Here is a 19459-nt window from a genome sequence, read left to right as displayed (position 1 = left end):
CGCTTCAAGCTGTCGAATGCGCCGATTGCTCCGCCGGGCACTGCCCGACGTCGCTACTGCAACCAGTGTGAAAGTAGGTTATCGTCAGGCTGTTATATAGAAAAACCCCGCTAGCGTGTGCTGGCGGGGTTTTTTGCTTTTGGCCACCCCAATTGTTACCAAAAAACCGGGGACAGGCTCCGATTTCGCCGCGAAACCTGTAGCGAAACCAGTGACAGGCTCCGATTTCGTCGCGAAAGTCGCAACGAAACGGTGACGGGCTACATCTGCGAAGATCCTTTCGAAAACAATCGGAGCCTGTCACCGGTTTTCGGAAACCTTTCGAAAACCATTGGAGCCTGTCACTGCTTTTGTGTACTGCCATGTCGCACGAGAGGGAAACTGGTGACACCTCCGATGTCGAGAACCTTTCGAAAACAATGCGAGCCTGTCACCGCTTTTCAGAAACCTTTTGAAAGAAATCGGAGCCTGTCACCGGTTTTGGCCGGAGCCTGGAAGGAGAGGGGCGTTAGCGTCCGCTTACACGATGACGCGGCACACGCGCTCGCAAACGAACTACGCAAGCTGCATGGCAGACCCGGCAATTTCAGTTTATTCAGGCTATCGCGGGCCGCTCTACGGATCAATATTAATGTGAACCGACGGGGATGATAGCCGGCGCCCTGCCGGATATATGGCCTAGTATGAAACGAGACGTATCACTCACGATGGGAGGTGGCGCGCATGGGCGCTCGAAGTGTGCACGACGGTGCGGGACTCAACACTAGGGAGGCGACATGAAAGCGAAACAGCAAAAAGGGGCGGCCGCGGCAATGGCCGATGATTGCGGCTGCAGCGAACCGAACGCCGCGAAAGGCGACGGGGCGGCCAGCGGCAATGGCATCGCGCATTTCCACATGGCTGGCGAACAACCGCTCGGCCTGGCCGATGGCGACGATCGCGGCATGCCCGGCGTATCGCAGCGGGGCAGCCTGGATGGCATGCCCGCGGGAAGCATGACGGAGCGGGCCGACAGCCGCAACAATGCCATGCCTGGCGGGCCAATGAACGGCGGCGGCGCTGGCCAGGGCGGCATTGGCGGCTCGGGAGGCATGGGCGGTTCGGGCGGCAACGGCGGCGGCAACAGCCAGCCGCGAGTCAGGCGTTGCGCCACGATGGATGTGCATCGCCGCCTGTTGTCGACCAATCCCGCCTACGCACGGGCGCGCGACCAGATCGAAATCCGCGCGCAGCGTTATGAAACGGGCAGTGCAAGCGCGCAGCGTACCGGCATCACGCGCATACCGGTCGTTGTCCACGTCGTGTGGAACACCACCGCGCAGAACATTTCCGATGCACAGGTCGCCAGCCAGATCGAGGTGCTGAACCGCGACTTCCGCCGCACCAATCCGGATGTCGCCACCACGCCGCCGCCATTCCTGCCGCTGGCCGCCGATGCCCGCATCGAATTCGTGCTCGCGACCGTCGATCCGAACGGCGCGCCCACCACGGGCATCGAGCGCCGGCAAACCACGGTCGCGGCATTCAGCGACAACGACGCCGTGAAGTCGACCGCCAGCGGCGGGCTGGACGCCTGGCCGGCGGAGCGCTACCTCAATATCTGGGTGTGCCAGCTGGGTGGCGGCCTGCTGGGCTACGCGCAGTTCCCCGGCGGCCCGGCCGAGACCGATGGCGTGGTCTGCCTGCAATCGGCGTTCGGTACCAACGGTACCGCGGCGGCCCCATTCGACCTGGGCCGCACCACGACGCACGAGATCGGCCACTGGCTGGATCTCTTCCACATCTGGGGCGATGACGGCACCGGCTGCTCCGGCTCCGACAACGTGGCCGATACGCCGAACCAGGGCGGCGGCAACGTCGGCGTCCCCACCTTCCCCCATATCTCGTGCAACAACGGTCCGGATGGCGACATGTTCATGAACTACATGGACTATGTCGACGACCGCGCGATGGTGATGTTCTCCGCCGGCCAGGTGGCCCGCATGCAGGCCTGCCTCGACGGCGTGCGCGCCAGCATCGGCATCGACGCCACGGCCACGCGGCCCAGCTCGGAGCCCGTGGTGGCATGGGGACCGAACCGGCTCGACACCTTCGTGCTCGGCACGGACCGCGCGCTGTACCACAAATGGTGGGACGGCTCGGGCTGGGGGCCATCGGTCACCGGCTACGAACAGATGGGCGGCACCTGCACCAGCGTGCCGCAGGCCGTCGCATGGGGACCGAACCGCCTCGACGTGTTCGTCACCGGCACCGACAGCGCGCTGTATCACAAGTGGTGGGATGGCGCCGCCTGGGGGCCGTCCGTCACGGATTACGAGTACATGGGCGGCATCTGCTCCGGCGACCCGCGCATCGTGTCATGGGGTCCGAACCGGCTCGATGTCTTCGTGCTGGGCACCAACCGGGCACTGTTCCACAAGTGGTGGGATGGCGCCGCGTGGGGGCCGTCCGTCACCGGCTATGAAGACATGGGCGGCACCTGCATCGGCCAGCCGGAAATCGTCTCGTGGGGCCCGAACCGGCTCGACGTGTTCGTCATCGGCACCGACCGTGCGCTGTACCACAAGTGGTTCGACGGCGCCGGCTGGGGCCCGTCGCTGACCGGTTATGAACGGCTGGGGGGCATCTGCACTTCCGCTCCGCGCGCCGTGGCCTGGGGCCCGGACCGGCTCGATGTCTTCGTCACCGGCACCGATGGCGCGCTGTACCACAAGTGGTGGGATGGCTCGGCCTGGGGACCGTCCGCCGATGGCTTCGAACGGATGGGCGGAATCTGCGTGGGTGCGCCGCAAGCGGTCGCGTGGGGACCGAACCGCCTCGACCTGTTCGTGCTCGGCACCGACAGCGCGCTGTACCACAAGTGGTGGGATGGCGCCGCCTGGGGGCCGTCGCTCACCGGCTATGAATACATGGGCGGCACCTGCACCTCCACGCCCCGGGTCGCGTCGTGGGGTCCGAATCGGCTCGATGTCTTCGTCACCGGCACCGATAGCGCGCTATACCACAAGTGGTGGGATGGCGCCGCGTGGGGGCCGTCGGTCACGGACTACGAGTTCATGGGCGGCGTGATCTCGGCATTCCGCACGGGCTCGCAGGAGCCGGGCGGGCTTGCGCTACCTGCAACGGCACCGGCACAGGCACCCCAGGCGCCGGCGATCGCCACCACCGCCAGGGACCTGTTGCACCGGTCGCTGACGATGCATGCCTGACGGAGCAGCGATGGCACCGCAACCGTCCGGTCCACAGGCGGCCATCACCTGGGCCCACTCGTTCGAGGAGGACGAGGGGGAGATTCAGGTGTACCGCCCGCGCGATACGTTTCCTTTCCCGCCCAGCCGGCGGGGGAGGGAAACCCTGGTCTTCGATCCGGCCGGGCGCGCCAGTGCCGGCATGCCCGGCCCGGATGACCGCATGAAAGCGCCACAACCGGCGGCGCCGTTCGACATCGTCGATGCCGGCACCGATCGGCTGGCAATCAGGAAGCGCTGATCCGGGGAGCCGGCCACCTGCGGGTGGCCGGTACCGGAATCGCTAGAAGCTGTACCGCATCTGGGCCGTGTATCGCGGACCCGTGACGAACCACGCGTGCCGCTGCTGGCCCACATGCTGCGTGACTTCCTGCTTGAAGATCGTATTGGTCAGGTTCTGCGCCTCGATCCCCAGAGAGAGGTTGTCGGTCAGCTTGTAGAAGAACGAGCCGTCGAGCTGGCCATACCCTGCCGACCACAGCGGCAGGCCCCAGCCCAGATTGGTGGCACCGAAGGTGCTGCTGGCCGGATTGGTGTCTTTCGCATCGAAGCCTCGTGCGCCATACACCGACAGCCCTTGCAGGCTGCGCGAGCGCCAGTTGTAGGCCAGCCGGGCCGATACCGGACCCTGGTCGAACATCAGGGCCAGGTTGACGGTCCGGCGCGACAGCCCGGTCAACGGCAGGTTGCCGAACGAGCGGGCATCCGTATCGCAGCCGTTGATGTACATGTTCAGGTTCGAGACGCTGTCGCTGCCCTGGCACCATGCGCTGAAGACGGGGTTGTACAGCTTGCGCTTGCTGTCGACGAACGTGAAGCTGCTCTGCACGCCGAGCCCCCTGGCCCAGGCCGGCAGGAAATCGAAATACTGCTGATAGGCGATCTCGAATCCGCGTGCCGTTCCCTTGGCGCCGTTGACCGGTGACGTGACCCCGAAGGCATGCATCTTCCCGCTGGCGTCCGGCAGGTTGTAGGTCGACATCTGGTCGACCACGATATCCTTGAGCCGCTTGTTGAAGACCGCGAGGGTGATGGAATTGCCGGGCGCGAAATAATACTCGGCCGTCACGTCGATCTGGTTGGCGGTGGTGGGGCGCAGCATCGGGTTGCCGCTGGCCGTACCGGACAGGTCGACATTGGTCACCCGCACCACGCCCGTCTCCGCATCGGTCGTACTCGTGATGTTCTGCGTCAGCGTGGTCCGGCCCTGCATCTTGCTGAAGTCCGGGCGCGCCATGGCCCTGCCCAGCGCCAGGCGGAACTGCAGCTTGTCGCTGGCTTTCAGGCGCAGGTTCAGCGTCGGCAATAACTTGCTGTAGGAATTTTCATAGTTCTGGTGCGCGGCGTAAGCGGGGATATCCGGAATCGGTACGCCGGTCACCGGACCGCCATCCGATCCGGACGGCACCGACGGCGTGAAGACCGTATAGCCGCTGGCCTTGAGATCGGTTTTCACATAGCGCACGCCGAGACTGCCATCGACCGGGAAGCGCCATTGATCGAAACCGAAGCGCAGCTGCGTGTAGAAGCTCTTGGTCTTTTCGGTGACGAGGTTGGTATCTTCGGGCTTGTCGGTGAGCGACTTGCCCTGCCATGGCGCACATCCGCCCCAGCCCTGCGCGATCCGCTGTTCCTCGCACAGGATCTGGTGGAAATCATGCAGTTTCTGGTAGGTGCCGGGAAAGCCGCGCGCCAGGCTGGTATCCGGGAAGATGACGCCGGGGACCGTGGCATCGCCAAGGAAGAAGTTCGGATAGCTGTTCACGCTGTAAGGCGCGGCGAAGCGTGGATCGTTGAGGCGCGCCACATGCGGGATCTGCCAGCCCACCATCCACGGCTGTGTAACGCCTTCCCAGTGATATCCGGTGTCCTGGGTGCGCGACTCGCGCTCGGCGGCACGCACGCCGAAGCGCACGTCGCGCAGTACAGGGTGGTCGAAGGTGTGCACCGCGTCGAGCTTGAGCGCATCGTTCTCGCCATGTGAGCGGTCGAGGTGCTCCATCGTGTAGGCCCAGTAGTAATTGGCCGGATTCGCCAGGTACTTGCGGTCGTCATCGGTAAAGTGGATGACCGGCAGCTTGCCGCTGAGGTCGAGATGCTGCGATGGCAGCTGCACGCCGGTGGCGACATCGGAGGCGAATCCGGCGGTATTGGCGCGCACGCGCTGGACGTCCGCCTCGATGGTCCACGCCGGGCTGACGCGCCATTGCGCATTGAAGGCGATATCGGTGGTGTCGGAGTTGCGGTCGTACACCTGGCGGTCGGGGTTGACGTTGATGCCGCCGGCCTTCGGGTCGGACAGGATGCCGCTGACGAATGCGCCGGCCGCGTCGTACACGCCGTTGGCCACCTTGATATCGAAGGGCGTGGTGTGCTGCATCAGCATCGCCGCTTCCGACCACGTCATCTCGTAATCCGAGCGGAAGTAGGTCAGCGAAGTGCTCAGCTGTCGATTCGGACGCCACTGGAAGGCCGCGTACTTGCCCTTGCGTTCGCGCTGGTATTCCATCGAGCGCCACATCGCCGCCTTCGGTACCCAGACCGTGCGGCCAGGCTCGATCTCGTCATGCGGATACAGCGGATCGATGACGAAATTGTCGGTGCGCGTATTGCTCTTCGAGTGGGCCAGGTCGACCAGTGCGCCGAATTCGCCCAGCCCGGTCTTCCAGCGGTTCGACAGCAGGAGCGAGTAGGAAGGCTGCGCCTTGCCGCCATACAGCCGCGAATGCGTGGCCTGTACCGACACCGCGCCCCGGAAGCCCGCCTGGTCGAACGGCATCGCGGTGCGCAGGTTGACCAGGCCGCTGATGCCGCCTTCGATCTGCTCGGCCGAGGGATTCTTGTAGACATCGACACCGGCCATCAGCTCGGGCGGCACATCCTCGAAATTGAGCGAGCGGCCGCCATTGGCCGAGAACGACTCGCGTCCGTTCAGCTCGGAACGCACATAGGTCAGGCCCCGGATGGCGATGGCCGAACCTTCGATGGCGAAGCGCTGCGGATCGCCCTGCATGGCCCGGTCCATCGTCACTCCGACCACCCGCTGCAGCACTTCGGTCACCGAGCGGTCCGGCAGCTTGCCGATATCGTCGGCGACAATCGAGTCGACGATCTCGTCGGCATCCTGCTTGATTTTCTGTGCCGATTGCAGGGCGGCGCGCTGCCCGGTGACGACGACCGTGGCCGTTTCAGTGCCGGCCGCGGCTTCCTGGCCCGCGGCAGGGGCGCAGCAAAGCATGGCGAATTGCGCCGCAGCCACGGCGATCGCGGTTTTCTCGATGGTTTTCATTATTGTCTCCAGTTGGGGTACGGGGCGCTGTCCACGCGCCTTGACAGTCCGGATGTGGATCAGCCGTTTTTCCGGTACATCCCTTTTCAAGCCGGCAGTGCGATGACCGCCAATATCGCGCCGCCTGCCGAAAGGTGATGTCCAAAATTTATTAGGTACAATCGAGTCTTATCAAAACCGCGGCGGGCGTCAACACCGGTGCCAGCGGACCCCGCGTGTTTAGCGAAATTCACTAAATAGAAAAACACGGACACGTCCAACTGTTGTATTCCAGTCAAATATTGGAAAGCCGGCGGGAAAGAAGCGGGAAAGAAGGCGGAAAGAAGCGGGAAAGAAGCGGGAAACAATGCACAATATCAATTTTTCGGGAAAATGCTCTTGGTAAGCTCGCCTCTTTACCAGAGCGAGACCAGCATGCCCAAAATTCTTTTTGCTGCGATCGCAGCTGCGTTTGCCATGTTTGCCACTGCCGCGGAAACTTCCGTGAATACATCGCCCGCCGGCTTGAAAGGCGCACTGGAACGGGAATCCATCGGCTTGCTATCGGCCGACGGGCTGCGTCTCGATACCGGGAAGTGCGGCGATTGCACGGTGCCGAAACAAGGCCTGTGGTACTTCGAAAATGAATGGATTGCCGTACCCCGACCGGGCATGGCGGTATCGGGTTTTACCGCGGGAGCCGACAGGCGCAGCGATGTCGCCGCATGGGCCGCCGGCGCACAGGCGGGGAAGCTGGCCCATCCCTCCCTCGTGTGGATCGGTGCCCCGAGCATCCTGGAGGGCGCGGTCATGCAGCCTGGCGCCCGGCGTGTCCGCACCGCCGCCGGCAGCGAACTCGACATCGAGCTGGTGCCGAAACTCGCCACCAATCTCTCGTATGCCGACGACAAGACCGCCGCCTGGTTTGCCGGGCGTGAAGTGCGGATGCGCGGCACGTTCCGCAACGTAGGCACGCAACAGGTGTTTGTCGCCCGTACCATCTGGCCCGGCGATTTCGCTTTCCAGCCGGCCCGGCTGCAAAGCGCGCCGCTGCAAAAGCCATCCGACCTGGAGGCATTCGTACGGGCGCCAGTGAAGGAGGGCGGCGGGATCGAAACACGCCTGTTGTGGGAGCGGCATCCCGGCCAGCAGCGCGACTGGCGGCAAAAGCCGGTATTGGGATTCGTGCTGAATGGCGCCCAGGGCGACGACGATGAATCGCTGGGCGGGCATTTCGCCATTGCCACCGGCCGCATTGGCGACAAGGGGCAATGGGCCGACTGGGCCGTCAATAACTTCTACAACCTGGATTCGGTCAGCGAAAAAGGCATCGTGGCGGCGACCGTCCCGATGGATAACTACCTGATGGACTTGAATAGCGGCCAGCAATACTATCGCCCGTCTTATATGCTGGTCGCGGTATTGAATAACGAGCGCACCGCGGTGGCATTCCAGGGGGGCGTGCAACGCGTGTTCAACCAGCTTTACCGGCACGATTTCCAGTATCGCCACGCCAGCGCGAATTGCGCCGGCATCAGTGTCGACGTATTCGATTCGCTCGGCTGGCATATTCCCGGGCGCGGCCCGACCGCGCCATTGAAATCGCTGGCCGCGTATGCCTTCATTGCCGCCAAGGATCGCAGCCTGCAGGGCGGCCGCAAGATCTACGACTACCTGAATGAAGAGCAGACCCGGCTGCTACCGGCGGTGACGTTCGAAGCCGCCGGGCTGGACCTGCTGGAAATCGTCGGCGCCAAGGGGAGCAGCCGCACCTTGACCGCCTATGAACAGAAGCTTCGCGACGATGTGGAAGCCATCTTCCTGGTGCGCATTCCGCAGGTGCCGTCGAGCCGCGTGACAGGTTCGGCACCGGTGTTCTCGTTCGATGAATTCCGCGCGCGGGTGCCGGAAAACCAGGCCGACTGGAAGATCGTGCCGGTGGCGGCGCGGCCTTTCCCGGCGGCGCTGCGCGATCCTTCCACCGTGCTGGAGCGCGAGCCGGCGCCTGTTCCGCTGCCGGTGGCCGGCATCGGCGGCGCCCTCCTGGGGGCGTTGGCCTTCTACCTCTGGCGGCGCAGGAAAGCCAGGGCCGCCGGCAAGCGATCCGTTTCACGGCCGGAAGAGCTGGTGCACTGAGTCTTCTCCCAGGTAAGGCATGTCCTACAAGCCCGCACAGGCTGCGCCGATACAGCCATGCATGCCGCGGGCGCATGATCGCCCTGTTGACGCCCCGCTGGCGTCGCCACAGGAGGAGGACATCATGTCGAAAAAAGGCAGTCCGGACGATAAACGCGTCCGCTCGCAAACCACCAAGGACCAGAACACCGTTGCCGAAGGCAGCATGCAGGGCGTGGCCCCCGGCGCGGTCGCGCAGGGCGGCGCAAACGTGCAGTCCGCATCGGAAGAGCAGCAGGGCACGTCGCTTCGCAGTCGTGGGGAAATGCGCGGTTCGATGCAGGGCATGCCCGACGAGGAAGTTGGCAGCAGCCGGGGCGGCGAGGGCGCCCAGCAGGCCGGCTGGAGTGCCCGCCAGAAAGCCATGCGCGAGGAAGCCCGGGCCGATGAAGACCGCGCAGCGGCACCGCGCCAGTCCGGCCATGGCGGCCTGGAACAGAAACAGCGGGCCGGTTCGCAGGAATCGCCGACCGGCCCTTCCGGCAACCGGCAAGCCGGCGATGCCAACAACCAGCAGCGCCAGGGCAATCCGGGCGAGGCGCCATCCGACGCCGGCAGCCGCCCGACCGACAAGATCCAGCAGCGCTGACCAGGGCCCCGTGCGCGGTGTGCGCTGGCACCGGCCCATCGGCCGAACCTGTGCCAGTGAATCTGTGCCAGTACTACGCCGCGCATGGTCCGCTCCAGCCCGGCCCCGGTCGGCAGACCTGGCCGGGCCCCGCCACGCCCGGCGCATGCGGCGCAAAGCAGTAACGATGACGCCCAATAACGATGGCGGCCAATAACGATGGCGGCCAATAACGATGACGGCCAGTAACGATGGCGGCCGCCTGACGCGCGCACCATCGCCACCGTCCTCGCAGACCGGCGCCAGCGTCCTGCCCATGGCGCCGCCATCCAGAGCAGACAGGATCCCATCGCCGCGTCAAAGCGGCTAAGATTTCTTCGCGTTCAAGCGCCTGCGGGTACCTGAACGGTTGCCGCGCGCCCGGAGCGTTACAATCCGGATTCAACAATAGAGGAAGCCCATGAACGAAGAGCTGGCTCGCAGCGTGGTCCTGGTGCGCGCGATCGAGACCACCGACCAGAAGCGCGAAATCCTCAGCGACGACGATCGCCGCTATGCCAACCGCACCGCCCGCGAACTGGCCCAGTGGCAGGCGTCGGAAACCAAAGGACCGGCCACCTCCGAGCATTTCCTGCAGCAGCGTTCCGAACAGGTCATCAAGAAGCTGTCCCAGCGCCATCCGGCGTTCGCCGCGTTCGCGAAGCGCGCGCCCGGCCTGCACGCCACCGCCTGGCTGCTGCCCTTGCTGGCCCTGGTGCTCGGCGGAGCGCTGGACCGGATCACCGATCCGCACCGGGTCGACCTGCTGTCCGCACCGCTGCTGGCGATCGTCGGCTGGAACCTGCTCGTGTACCTGGTGATGCTGGTGTGGCTGTGCATACCAAAGGCCGGTACCACGCGCGTGCGTGCCGCATGGATTCGCCACCTGTCGGTGGGCAAGGGCGCGATGCCGCGCAAGATGCCCCACGCGCTGTCGTCCGGCCTGTACGCGTTCATGGCCGACTGGGCGCTGCTGAGCGCGCGCCTGAACGGAGCGCGCCTGTCGCGCACGATGCACCTCTCCGCCGCGCTGTTCGCCGTGGGGGCGCTGGCATCGCTGTATGCGCGCGGCATGCTGTCGCAATACGGCGCCGGCTGGGAAAGCACGTTCCTGAACGCCGCACAGGTCCATGACGTGCTGGCGATCCTGTTCTGGCCGGCGATCACCGTGTTCGGCCTGCAGGGTTTCACGCTGGCCGATGTGCAGGCGCTGCATTTCGCGGCGGGCAGGCCTGCCGCGGCGGTGGATGGCGCCCGCTGGGTGCACCTGTATGCCGCGACCTTGCTGCTGCTGGTCGTCCTGCCCCGTCTCGTGTTTGCCGGGTTCGCGGCCGCCAGGGCGGCGATGCTGAAGCGCCGCTTCCCGCTCGATCTCGACCAGCCCTATTTCCGCCAGTTGAACGATGCCGCCGGCGGCGAGGCGGGCATGCTGCGCGTGCTGCCTTACAGCTTCACGGTGGACGAAGCGCGCAGCCGCGGCCTGGAAGCGGTGGCGGCGCAGCTGCTGGGCGAGCGCGCCCGCGTGCGCCTGCTGCCACCGGTTGCCTACGGTGCCGACCCCGCGGCCATCCTGCGCACTATCGATCACCCCCGCGATCCCGGCGTCACGTCGACGGCCCTGCTGTTCAGCCTGGCCGCCACGCCCGAGAAGGAAGCCCATGGGGCGTTCATCGCCCAGGCCGCGGGGACGCTGGCGCAGCGGGTCGTCGTGCTGCTCGACGAATCCGCCTTCAGCAGCCGCACGCCCGATCCGCAACGCGTGCGCGACCGGGTGGAACTGTGGCGCGAGTTCTGCGTGTTCCACGGCGCCGAGCCCACCATCGTCAACCTGCTTGCGCCGCCGGCGCCGGCCAAGGGGGAGGGCGCATGAGCACGACGATCCAGCTGGCCCTGATCTCGCATACGAACAATGGCAAGACCACGCTGGCCCGTACGCTGCTGGGCATGGACGTGGGCGAAGTGCGCGATGCGGCGCATGTGACGGTGCTGAACGAAGCGCACACCCTGCAGGCCACCGAAGGAGGCGATCGCCTGGTGCTGTGGGATACGCCCGGCTTCGGCGACTCGGTGCGGCTGATGAAGCGCCTGGCGATGGCCGGCAACCCGATCGGCTGGTTCCTGCGCGAAGTGATCGACCGCTACCGGGACCGGCCGTTCTGGCTCAGCCAGCAGGCGCTGCGCGCCGCGCGCGACGACGCCGACATCGTGCTGTACCTGGTCAACTCCGCCGAGCGGCCCGAGGATGCCGGCTACCTGCCATCGGAAATGCGCATCCTCGAGTGGCTGGACAAGCCGGTGCTGGTCTTGCTCAACCAGATGGGGCCACCGCGGCCGGCACCGGAAGAGGCGGCCGAACAGCTGCGCTGGCGCGAGCACATGCGCCAGTACGGCGCGGTGCGCGATGTGCTGGCGCTCGATGCGTTTGCCCGCTGCTGGGTGCACGAGCACGTGTTCTACGAAGCGCTGGGCCGGCTCGTGCCGGAGGAGAAGCGGCCCGCGCACGGCCGCCTGCTGGCCGCCTGGGAAGCGCAGAATGCGCAGCGCTTCCACCAGTCGATGGCCGTGCTCGCGCAGCAGCTGCACGATGCGGCGCGCGACCGCCAGCTGGTCGAAACGGCCGACAAGAGCATGCTCGGTTCCGCCCTCAAGCTGGTCGGCATCGGCAAGGGCGATGACCGCAAGCGGCAGGAACGGGCCATGAACACGCTGGTGGCGCGCCTCAACCTGGGCATCGGCCAGGCCACCGTGGGCCTGCTGTCGCTGCACCGGCTCGATGCCAGCGCGGCCACCACGATCAATGCCCGCGTCAGCAACAACTTCGTCGTCAAGGCGCCCGTCGAAAAGGGCCAGGCCGCGCTGCTGGGGGCGATCGTGTCCGGCGCCGCGACCGGCCTGTCCGCCGACCTGGCCGCCGGCGGCCTCACGCTGGGCACGGGCGCGCTGCTGGGCGGCGTGATCGGCGCGCTCACGTTCGCCGGCGCCGCCTGGGGCTTCAATGCCGGCACCGACCGCAACACGCCATCGATCGCGCTGTCCGACGACTTCCTGCGCACGCTGCTGGTCACCAACGTGCTGCGCTACCTGGCCGTGGCGCACTTCGGGCGCGGGCGCGGCAACTTCGTCGAAAGCGAGGCGCCGGCGTTCTGGCAGGACGAGGTGGAACAGGCCGTGGCGCTGCGCGAGAGCGAGGTGGCCGGCCTGTGGCGTGCCCTGCGCGAACAGGAGGAGCCGGACATCACCGCTGCCACGGCATTGCTGGTCGCGATCGCCCGGCAGGTGCTGGCGCGCCTGTATCCCGGCGCGCCGGTTTCGGGCTGAACCGCCCGGCCTCCCGCGCCGCTACAGCTTCCCTTCGCGCACGTAGCCATCGGCGAAGATCAGCGCCGGATCGCCATCGCCCGAGTGGGTGCCGGGGCCGTTGACCAGGCCGCCGGCCAGCCAGCCGCCGTTCCACGCCGCCAGCGAGCGCACCTGGTTCTGGCGGGCGCCCGCGGTGAAGGGCAGGCGCTGCTGCACGGCGCCATTCGCATCGAGCACGGCCAGCAGCGGCTGCGACGTTTCCGAAATGCTCGCGCCGCCCGGATTCTGCGTATAACCCGTGGTGCCTGCCGCCAGCATGCGTCCGTCCGCCAGCGGCAGCAGGTCGAACACGATGTCGCAGCGGTCCACGTCGACCAGTTGTACGCGCGGTGCCTGGCCGGGCTCGAGCAAGGCGACATATGCATCCCAGCCGGCATGGTCGGCCGGCGTCGACGTGCGCTGCCGGCCGGTCACCGCCACCGTGTCGCCGACCCAGCGCACGCCGTGCACTTCCGGGCGCACCGCCATCGGCACCACGCGCGTGCCGAGGCGCGTGCCCGCCGCATCGAGTTCGGTGACGAACAGGCCATACGCCATCCCGGCCGGCAGCGTTTCATGGAAGTGGCGCGCGTGGCCGTCGATCAGGTTGCTCCGGTCGCTCTGTACCGCGATGGCGATGCGCCCGGTCGCGCTCACGTCCAGCCGGACATGGGCCGGATTGGACAGCGACTGGAACGGATCGAAGCCGCCGCCAATGATCGCGCTCAGGCCGAGCTGCACGCCCGGTTCCACCAGCGTGCGCCAGCGCTGGGTGAAGCCGGCCGGGCCGTAGCCGAACCGGTAGGCCACTACCGCGTCCTTGCCGGTGCGCAGCGCGAGCACGGCCTCTTCGCCGAGCGATGCCAGGCGTGCCGCGTCGCGTGTCACGTAAGGCAGCATCGCGTCCGGATCGCGCACGTAGATCGGGTCGTCCATGTACGCATCGTGCCGCACCGCGGGGTCGGCGAACGCCTGCTCGCGCAGCAGGGTGCCGCGGCTGTCGAAGCGCAGCAGGCGCGCTTCGGTATCGGTGCCCAGGATCGCCGACACCTCCAGCGAAGGGTGCTGGGTGAAGTCGAGCAGCGACCAGCCGGCCGGCGGCGTATAGGTGGCCGGCGTGCCCGAGCCCTGGGCGAACAGCAGGCGGCGTTCAGGCCGGGTCTGCGTTTCCACCTTCTGGGTTTCGGCCAGCGCCGCCCACGCGCCACCGGCCGCACGGACCTTGACGATGGCAGCGCCGGAGAGTGCGTACTGCACCGGCACGGGTGGCGGTGGGGGCGGTGGTGGAGGCGGCGGCGGTTGATCGCCCTGGCGCGGCCCGGGTTCGGAAGAACCGCCGCCGCACGCGGCCAGCAGCGCCACGGCGAACATGGACAACATGGCGCGCCGGCGCGGGAGGGGAGGGAGCATGGAGTGTTCCTGTCGTGATGGAACAGCCCATTCTAGGCAGCGAGTGTCGTGAAAATTACCGCGAAGTGTCGCGATTTGTCCGCCAGCTTGTTACAGGACGTAAGAACTGAAAGGCGCTGTTCGCGCTAGTTGGGGGAACTTCCCGTCGGAATCATTGTCTTATCTCATGTTGAGATACTTCATGTATATCAGGAGGCGACATGGGCGCAGCGGATGTTCAGGTATTGATCGAAGCGTTGATCCAGCGACAGCTTTCAGAAGACCAGGTCGCGTTGCTGCAGCGCTTCGTGGCCAGCGTCGAGCAACCAGGGCAGTGCCTTCGCCTGATCGAGGAAGCCGCCGGAAAACCGCAATGTCCCCATTGCGGCTGCGAGAAGTCTCACCGTTGCGGACAGGCCAGTGGCTTGCAGCGCTATCGCTGCGTAACATGCCGGCGCAGCTTCAATGCCCTGACCGGCACACCGCTTGCCCGTCTGCGCCTGCGCGACAAGTGGCTGCAATACCTGCAATGCCTGATCGAGTCGACTCCCGTGCGGTCTGCAGCCATGCGCGTCGCGGTGGCCAAGTCGACCAGCTTTCGATGGCGTCACCGGTTTATCGCCGCGTTGCTCCGGGCGCCCCGTCCGCAGTTGTCTGGCATCGTTGAGGCCGACGAGACCTACCTTCTGGAATCACAAAAAGGCTCGCGCCACCTGGACCGTCCGCCCCGCAAACGCGGCGGCAAAGCCAGCCGGCGCGGCATCAGCAACGAGCTGGACTGCATCCTCGTTGCCCGCGACCGCAACCGGCAAACCTGTGACTTCGTCACGGGTCGCGGCCCGGTGAGCGCCAGCCAGCTGGTGAAACACCTGAAGCCTGTGCTGGCGCCCGACGTGCTGCTCGTGACCGATGCCGCCAAGGCGTACCAGGCATTTGCGAAGCAGGCCGGCATCACGCACGAAGCGATCAACGTGCGTGCCGGCATCCGTGCACGCGGCGCACTCCATATCCAGGGTGTCAATGGATGGCATGGCCGCTTCAAGACCTGGCTGCGGCGATTCAATGGTGTTGCCAGCCGCTACCTGGAAAATTACACCGGCTGGCGATGTGTGCTCGATGCCGACGTGCTGACGACACCGCGGCAATGGTTGCACATTGCTGTGGCGCCAACCTAGGATCGTTGGCTCTTTGTCGCGCTCGGCATGCAAGAAAGTTCCGTGCTCAACGGCAATGCCATCCAACGCGAACAGCGCCAACTGAAACGGCGCGGACCTCGCGGACCGCGCCGTCTCGACCAGCGGGAAAAACAGCTTACGCCGCCTGGGCTTCCTCGCGTTCCGGCAGCGCGATGGCGTTGTCGGTGCTGAACTGGTAGTCGCGGAACACGTGTTCGGCGGTGAGCAGCTGGTAGTCGCCATTGGCCAGCTTGTGCGTGGTGTCCTTCAGCCGGTACGTGTAGTGGCCGCAAGTCCAGCAATTGAAGTTGCGCATGTGCGTGCACAGGCAGGTCTTGTCCATCACCTTCACGCCCTTGTCGCTGCCGCCGTTGGCCATCACTTCGCGGTTGTACGAATTGATGTACGAGCAGTTGCCGTTGGCGTCCAGCAGATAGCCGTAGGATTCGCAGCCCGGGCGCGTGTTGGCGCCGATCGCCGGCGTGTTGCGCAGCATGCGCATCGGGTAGCCGGTAGGGGAGACGCCGTTGACGATCACGTCTTCCTCGGAAGCCTTGGCGTATTCCTGCTTCACCTTGTCCGGCAGGCCGCATTCCTTGGTGATGGTGAAGCGCGTGGCCACCTGCACGCCGGCCGCGCCCATCTCGAGGAACGACACGGCGTCGCTGCCGGTGAAGATGCCGCCGGCGGCGATCACGGGGATCTCCAGGTTCTCGCCCTTCAGGTACGCCAGCACCTCGGCGGTGATGGTGTGCAGGTCGTAGTCCTGCCAGTCTTCCAGGCCGAAGCCGAGGTGGCCGCCGGCCAGCGGGCCTTCGACGATGACGAAATCGGGCAGGCGGTCCAGTTTGGCGTTCTTGCGCAGGAAGATCTGCAGCGCGCGCACCGACGATACGATGATGCCCAGCTTGGCTTCGCGGAAGCGCGGGTGATCCGCCATCAGGCCGAACGAATTGAAGTGCAGGCCGGCGGACAGCGTGATGCCATCGATGCCGGCGTCCAGCGCCGCGTTCAGGCGCACGCGCAGCGTTTCGCGCGGCCCGTTCATCGTCAGCTTTTCCATGCAGTTCACAAAGATCAGGCCGGGACCCTTCTTCGCTTCCATGGTCCTGCCGATGTGCAGGCGCTGCGCTTCGGCCAGGCGTTCCAGGTCGAACTGCACCACCGCCTTGTCCATGTTATTGATGTTGAACTTGTACAGCTTGGTCTTTTCCTTGACGAAGCTGGTATCGAAGCGGCGGTCGGAAACGTCTTCGACCATCGCATCGGAAATATGACCGATGCCGCCCAGGCGGGCAGCCTCCAGCGCCAGCCCGGCCGTGGAAATGTCCACGCCCATGCCGCCGATCATGATGGGTACATACTCTTTGTCGCCGAACCGCAGGCGAAAATCATCGACACGTTTCATTGCTTTCCTCAGGGACTGCCGGCAGGCGCCGCGTCAATCGCGGAAGTTGTTGAACTCGAGCGGCGTATCGGCCACTTCCTTGCGCAGCAGCGCCATCGCGGCCTGCAGGTCGTCGCGCTTGGCGCCCGTGACGCGCACCGATTCGCCCTGGATACTGGCCTGTACCTTCATCTTGGCTTCCTTGATCACCTTGGTGATCTTCTTGGCCGTTTCGGTATCGAGGCCGTTCTTCACCTTGATCACCTGCTTGACCTTGTCGCCGCCGATCTTCTCGACCTTGCCTTCGTCCAGGAAGCGCACGTCGACCTTGCGCTTGGCCAGCTTGTTGGTCAGCACGTCCTTCACCTGGTTCAGCTGGAAATCGGAATCGGCGAACGCGGTCAGGTCGTTTTCCTTCTGTTCCACGCGTGCGTCGCTGCCCTTGAAGTCGAAGCGGGTGGTGATCTCCTTGTTGGACTGGTCGACGGCATTGCGTACCTCGATCATGTCCGCTTCGGAGACGACGTCAAACGATGGCATGATGTTTCCTTTCGAATTTTTGTTGCTCGCGACTACGTCGCGCGAAGATTGCGACATTTTAACGGACGCGCGCAGCGAACGGTCGATCGTTTTTATCGTGCCCCTCTATAATCGCGCAAGATTTGAGAAACCGAGCCAGCCACCCATGCATTCCGAACCCACCCTGCAGCACGATTTTTCCCTGCGCCACCTGAACACTTTCGGCATCGATGCGCGCGCCCGGCATTATGTGCGCATCACGGCGGCGGACCAGCTGGCGGCGCTGCTCGGCGAGCCGCGCCTGGCCGCGCTGCCCCGGCTGGTGCTGGGCGGCGGCAGCAACCTGCTGCTGACGGGCGACTTCGATGGCCTGGTACTGCACATGGCCAGCAGCGGGCGCGAGGTCGTCGGCGAAACCGCGGACCACGTGCTGGTGCGCGCGCAGGCTGGCGAAAACTGGCACGCGTTCGTGGAATGGACGCTGGCGCAGGGCTTCGGCGGCCTGGAAAACCTGGCGCTGATTCCCGGTACCGTGGGCGCCGCGCCGATCCAGAACATCGGCGCCTACGGCCTGGAAACAAAAGACGTGTTCCACAGCCTCACGGCCTTCGATCCCGCCACCGGCGCGCTGGCCACGCTGGATGGCCCGGCCTGCCGCTTCGCCTACCGCGACAGCATCTTCAAGCACGAGGCCGGCCGCGGCCTGATCATCGTCGATGTCACGTTCGCGCTGCCGCGCGCGTGGCGGCCGAATTTGCGCTATGCCGAGCTGGCCAATGAGCTGGCCAATGAGCTGGCCAATGAGCTGGCCGATGCGGGGGGCAAGGAAGCGGCCAATGCGGTGGCCAATGCGGTGGCCAATGAGCAGGCGAACGCGGCGGCGGGGCAGGGCGGCGCGCAACCCACCCCGCGCCAGGTGGCCGATGCGGTCATTGCGATCCGGCGCCGCAAGCTGCCGGACCCGGCCGTGATCGGCAATGCCGGCAGTTTCTTCAAGAATCCCGTGGTCGGCGCGGAACAGTGCGCCGCCCTGCTGGAGCGCCACCCCGCGCTGGTACACCACCGGCAAGAGGATGGCACCGTGAAGCTGGCCGCGGGCTGGCTGATCGACCAGTGCGGCTGGAAGGGAAAACAGCTGGGTGCGGCCGGCGTGTACCCGAAGCAGGCGCTGGTACTGGTCAACCATGGCGGTGCCAGCGGGGCCGACGTGCAGCGCCTGGCCCGGGCCATCCAGGCCGACGTGCAGGCGCGCTACGGCGTGTTGCTGGAACCGGAACCCGTGTTCGTCTGAACCGCCTGCGCGACGGCGCTGGTGGCACGGTTGCGCCCGCCATCCTTGGCGGCGTACAGCGCGCGGTCGGCGCCCTCCACCAGTTCGGCCGGCGACTTGCCGGCGGCCGGCACCAGCGTGGCCACGCCGATCGACATCGTCACGATGCGGTGCGACGCCTGGGGATTCTCGATGTTCAGTTCGGCCAGCGCGCGCAGGCATTCTTCCGCCACGGTGCGTGCCCCCGCTGCATCCGTATCGGGCAGCACCAGCGCGAATTCCTCGCCGCCGTAGCGGGCCGCCAGGTCGGCCGGGCGTTTCAGGCAGGCCGTCATCACGGCGGCCGCCTTCTTCAGGCACAGGTCGCCCGCCAGGTGGCCGAAGGTGTCGTTGTACATCTTGAAGCAGTCGATATCGCACAGCAGCAGCGACAGCGGGCGCCGTTCGCGCTGGCCGCGCTGCCATTCGCTGTGCAGCATTTCATCGAAACGGCGGCGGTTGGCGATGCCGGTCAGGCTGTCCAGCGCGGCCAGCTTCTGCAACTCGATATTGGCCTCGGCCAGGTGTTTCTGGCTCTCGCGCAGGAAGCGGAATGCTTCGTCGCGCTGCAGGCGGCTGATATGGGCGCTCGAGTGATAGCGCACGCGGGCCAGCAGTTCCAGCCGGTCCGGCAGCTTCACCAGGTAGTCGTTGGCGCCGACCGCGAAGCCATGCGCCTTCGAGGCGGCCTCTTCGCGGGAGGACAGCACGATCACCGGCACGTGCTCGAGCTGCAGGCAGGCGCGGTAGCGCTGGATCAGGTCGAAGCCATCCCAGCCCGGCATCACCAGGTCTTGCAGGATCACGGTCGGTTGCAGGCGCTTGGCGCAGTCCACGGCGGTCGCCGGGTCGGTCACGAAATGAAATTCGATGTCGGCCTGGTCGGCCAGCATGCGGCGCACCGCTTCCACGACCAGCAACTGGTCATCGACGAGCAGCACGCGCACCCTGAAATTGGTGAGGGCAAATTCCGGTTCCGCGCCAGCGGTGGAGGCCTGGGACATCGGGCATTCCTAAATAAGTAAAGACAACGGTTGAACGCT

13 protein-coding genes are annotated in these 19459 nt (G+C 65.9%); 8 read left to right on the top strand and 5 right to left on the bottom strand.

The window, feature by feature from the left end:
* Positions 1 to 776: 776 nt before the first annotated feature.
* Positions 777 to 3209: a DUF8189 domain-containing protein gene (locus EYF70_RS31940; RefSeq protein ID WP_131147064.1), complete on the top strand. Its 2433-nt coding sequence runs from the start codon at positions 777 to 779 to the stop codon at positions 3207 to 3209.
* A gap of 10 nt (positions 3210 to 3219) precedes the next feature.
* Positions 3220 to 3489 (top strand): hypothetical protein, encoded by a 270-nt coding sequence (locus EYF70_RS20445; protein ID WP_165497533.1) that lies wholly within the window; start codon positions 3220 to 3222, stop codon positions 3487 to 3489.
* Between the two features lie 42 nt (positions 3490 to 3531).
* Here EYF70_RS20445 and EYF70_RS20440 read toward each other — a convergent pair whose 3' ends face one another.
* A complete protein-coding gene (locus tag EYF70_RS20440) occupies positions 3532 to 6537 on the bottom strand; it encodes a TonB-dependent receptor (protein ID WP_131147062.1) in 3006 nt (1001 codons plus the stop codon).
* Positions 6538 to 7020: 483 nt separating this feature from the next.
* Between EYF70_RS20440 and EYF70_RS20435 the strand changes: the two genes are divergently transcribed.
* The 4 genes from EYF70_RS20435 (at position 7021) to EYF70_RS20420 (ending at position 12616) form a co-directional block, all read left to right on the top strand.
* Positions 7021 to 8652, top strand: coding sequence for a hypothetical protein (locus tag EYF70_RS20435; RefSeq protein ID WP_131147061.1), 1632 nt, complete (start codon positions 7021 to 7023; stop codon positions 8650 to 8652).
* A 124-nt stretch (positions 8653 to 8776) separates the two neighbouring features.
* Positions 8777 to 9280, top strand: coding sequence for a hypothetical protein (locus EYF70_RS20430; RefSeq protein WP_229420474.1), 504 nt, complete (start codon positions 8777 to 8779; stop codon positions 9278 to 9280).
* A 439-nt stretch (positions 9281 to 9719) separates the two neighbouring features.
* A complete protein-coding gene (locus EYF70_RS20425) occupies positions 9720 to 11168 on the top strand; it encodes a DUF2868 domain-containing protein (protein ID WP_131147060.1) in 1449 nt (482 codons plus the stop codon).
* Positions 11165 to 12616, top strand: a complete 1452-nt coding sequence (locus tag EYF70_RS20420; protein ID WP_131147059.1) for a DUF3482 domain-containing protein — start codon at positions 11165 to 11167, stop codon at positions 12614 to 12616. Before EYF70_RS20425 ends, EYF70_RS20420 begins: the two co-directional genes overlap by 4 nt.
* A gap of 21 nt (positions 12617 to 12637) precedes the next feature.
* On the opposite strand, the gene EYF70_RS20415 is transcribed toward EYF70_RS20420, so the two are convergent.
* Entirely contained in the window at positions 12638 to 14047 is a 1410-nt protein-coding gene (locus EYF70_RS20415) for a hypothetical protein (RefSeq protein ID WP_131147058.1), read from the bottom strand.
* Positions 14048 to 14247: 200 nt separating this feature from the next.
* Here EYF70_RS20415 and EYF70_RS20410 point away from each other — a divergent pair, with 200 nt between their 5' ends.
* Positions 14248 to 15201, top strand: coding sequence for an IS1595 family transposase (locus tag EYF70_RS20410; RefSeq protein WP_229420473.1), 954 nt, complete (start codon positions 14248 to 14250; stop codon positions 15199 to 15201).
* A 136-nt stretch (positions 15202 to 15337) separates the two neighbouring features.
* On the opposite strand, the gene EYF70_RS20405 is transcribed toward EYF70_RS20410, so the two are convergent.
* Complete coding sequence (locus EYF70_RS20405) at positions 15338 to 16609, bottom strand: nitronate monooxygenase (protein ID WP_131147057.1); 1272 nt, start codon at positions 16607 to 16609, stop codon at positions 15338 to 15340.
* 33 nt (positions 16610 to 16642) lie between these two features.
* Entirely contained in the window at positions 16643 to 17128 is a 486-nt protein-coding gene (locus EYF70_RS20400; protein WP_131147056.1) for a YajQ family cyclic di-GMP-binding protein, read from the bottom strand.
* 145 nt (positions 17129 to 17273) lie between these two features.
* On the opposite strand from EYF70_RS20400, the gene murB reads away from it, so the two are divergent.
* Positions 17274 to 18398: a UDP-N-acetylmuramate dehydrogenase gene (gene murB, locus EYF70_RS20395; RefSeq protein ID WP_131147055.1), complete on the top strand. Its 1125-nt coding sequence runs from the start codon at positions 17274 to 17276 to the stop codon at positions 18396 to 18398.
* On the opposite strand, the gene EYF70_RS20390 is transcribed toward murB, so the two are convergent.
* The gene (locus EYF70_RS20390) at positions 18359 to 19420 is read right to left on the bottom strand and encodes a diguanylate cyclase domain-containing protein (RefSeq protein WP_131147054.1); all 1062 of its coding nucleotides are present in this window, start codon (positions 19418 to 19420) and stop codon (positions 18359 to 18361) included. The genes murB and EYF70_RS20390 overlap by 40 nt on opposite strands.
* Positions 19421 to 19459: the final 39 nt, after the last annotated feature.

Origin of the sequence: Pseudoduganella albidiflava, assembly GCF_004322755.1 — a bacterium.
GTDB classification, from domain to species: domain Bacteria; phylum Pseudomonadota; class Gammaproteobacteria; order Burkholderiales; family Burkholderiaceae_D; genus Rugamonas; species Rugamonas albidiflava.
Note: the sequence above shows the minus strand (reverse complement) of the source record. Positions and strands in the feature narration are given on the sequence as shown.

Bases quoted from the DNA above. Each gene is read 5' to 3' on its own strand.
- EYF70_RS20410 (WP_229420473.1), top strand. From the start codon at position 14,248: ATGGGCGCAGCGGATGTTCAGGTATTGATCGAAGCGTTGATCCAGCGA.
- EYF70_RS20445 (WP_165497533.1), top strand. From the start codon at position 3,220: ATGGCACCGCAACCGTCCGGTCCACAGGCGGCCATCACCTGGGCCCAC.
- murB (WP_131147055.1), top strand. From the start codon at position 17,274: ATGCATTCCGAACCCACCCTGCAGCACGATTTTTCCCTGCGCCACCTG.
- EYF70_RS20415 (WP_131147058.1), bottom strand. From the start codon at position 14,047: ATGCTCCCTCCCCTCCCGCGCCGGCGCGCCATGTTGTCCATGTTCGCC.
- EYF70_RS20400 (WP_131147056.1), bottom strand. From the start codon at position 17,128: ATGCCATCGTTTGACGTCGTCTCCGAAGCGGACATGATCGAGGTACGC.
- EYF70_RS20390 (WP_131147054.1), bottom strand. From the start codon at position 19,420: ATGTCCCAGGCCTCCACCGCTGGCGCGGAACCGGAATTTGCCCTCACC.
- EYF70_RS20405 (WP_131147057.1), bottom strand. From the start codon at position 16,609: ATGAAACGTGTCGATGATTTTCGCCTGCGGTTCGGCGACAAAGAGTAT.
- EYF70_RS20425 (WP_131147060.1), top strand. From the start codon at position 9,720: ATGAACGAAGAGCTGGCTCGCAGCGTGGTCCTGGTGCGCGCGATCGAG.
- EYF70_RS20420 (WP_131147059.1), top strand. From the start codon at position 11,165: ATGAGCACGACGATCCAGCTGGCCCTGATCTCGCATACGAACAATGGC.
- EYF70_RS31940 (WP_131147064.1), top strand. From the start codon at position 777: ATGAAAGCGAAACAGCAAAAAGGGGCGGCCGCGGCAATGGCCGATGAT.
- EYF70_RS20440 (WP_131147062.1), bottom strand. From the start codon at position 6,537: ATGAAAACCATCGAGAAAACCGCGATCGCCGTGGCTGCGGCGCAATTC.
- EYF70_RS20430 (WP_229420474.1), top strand. From the start codon at position 8,777: ATGTCGAAAAAAGGCAGTCCGGACGATAAACGCGTCCGCTCGCAAACC.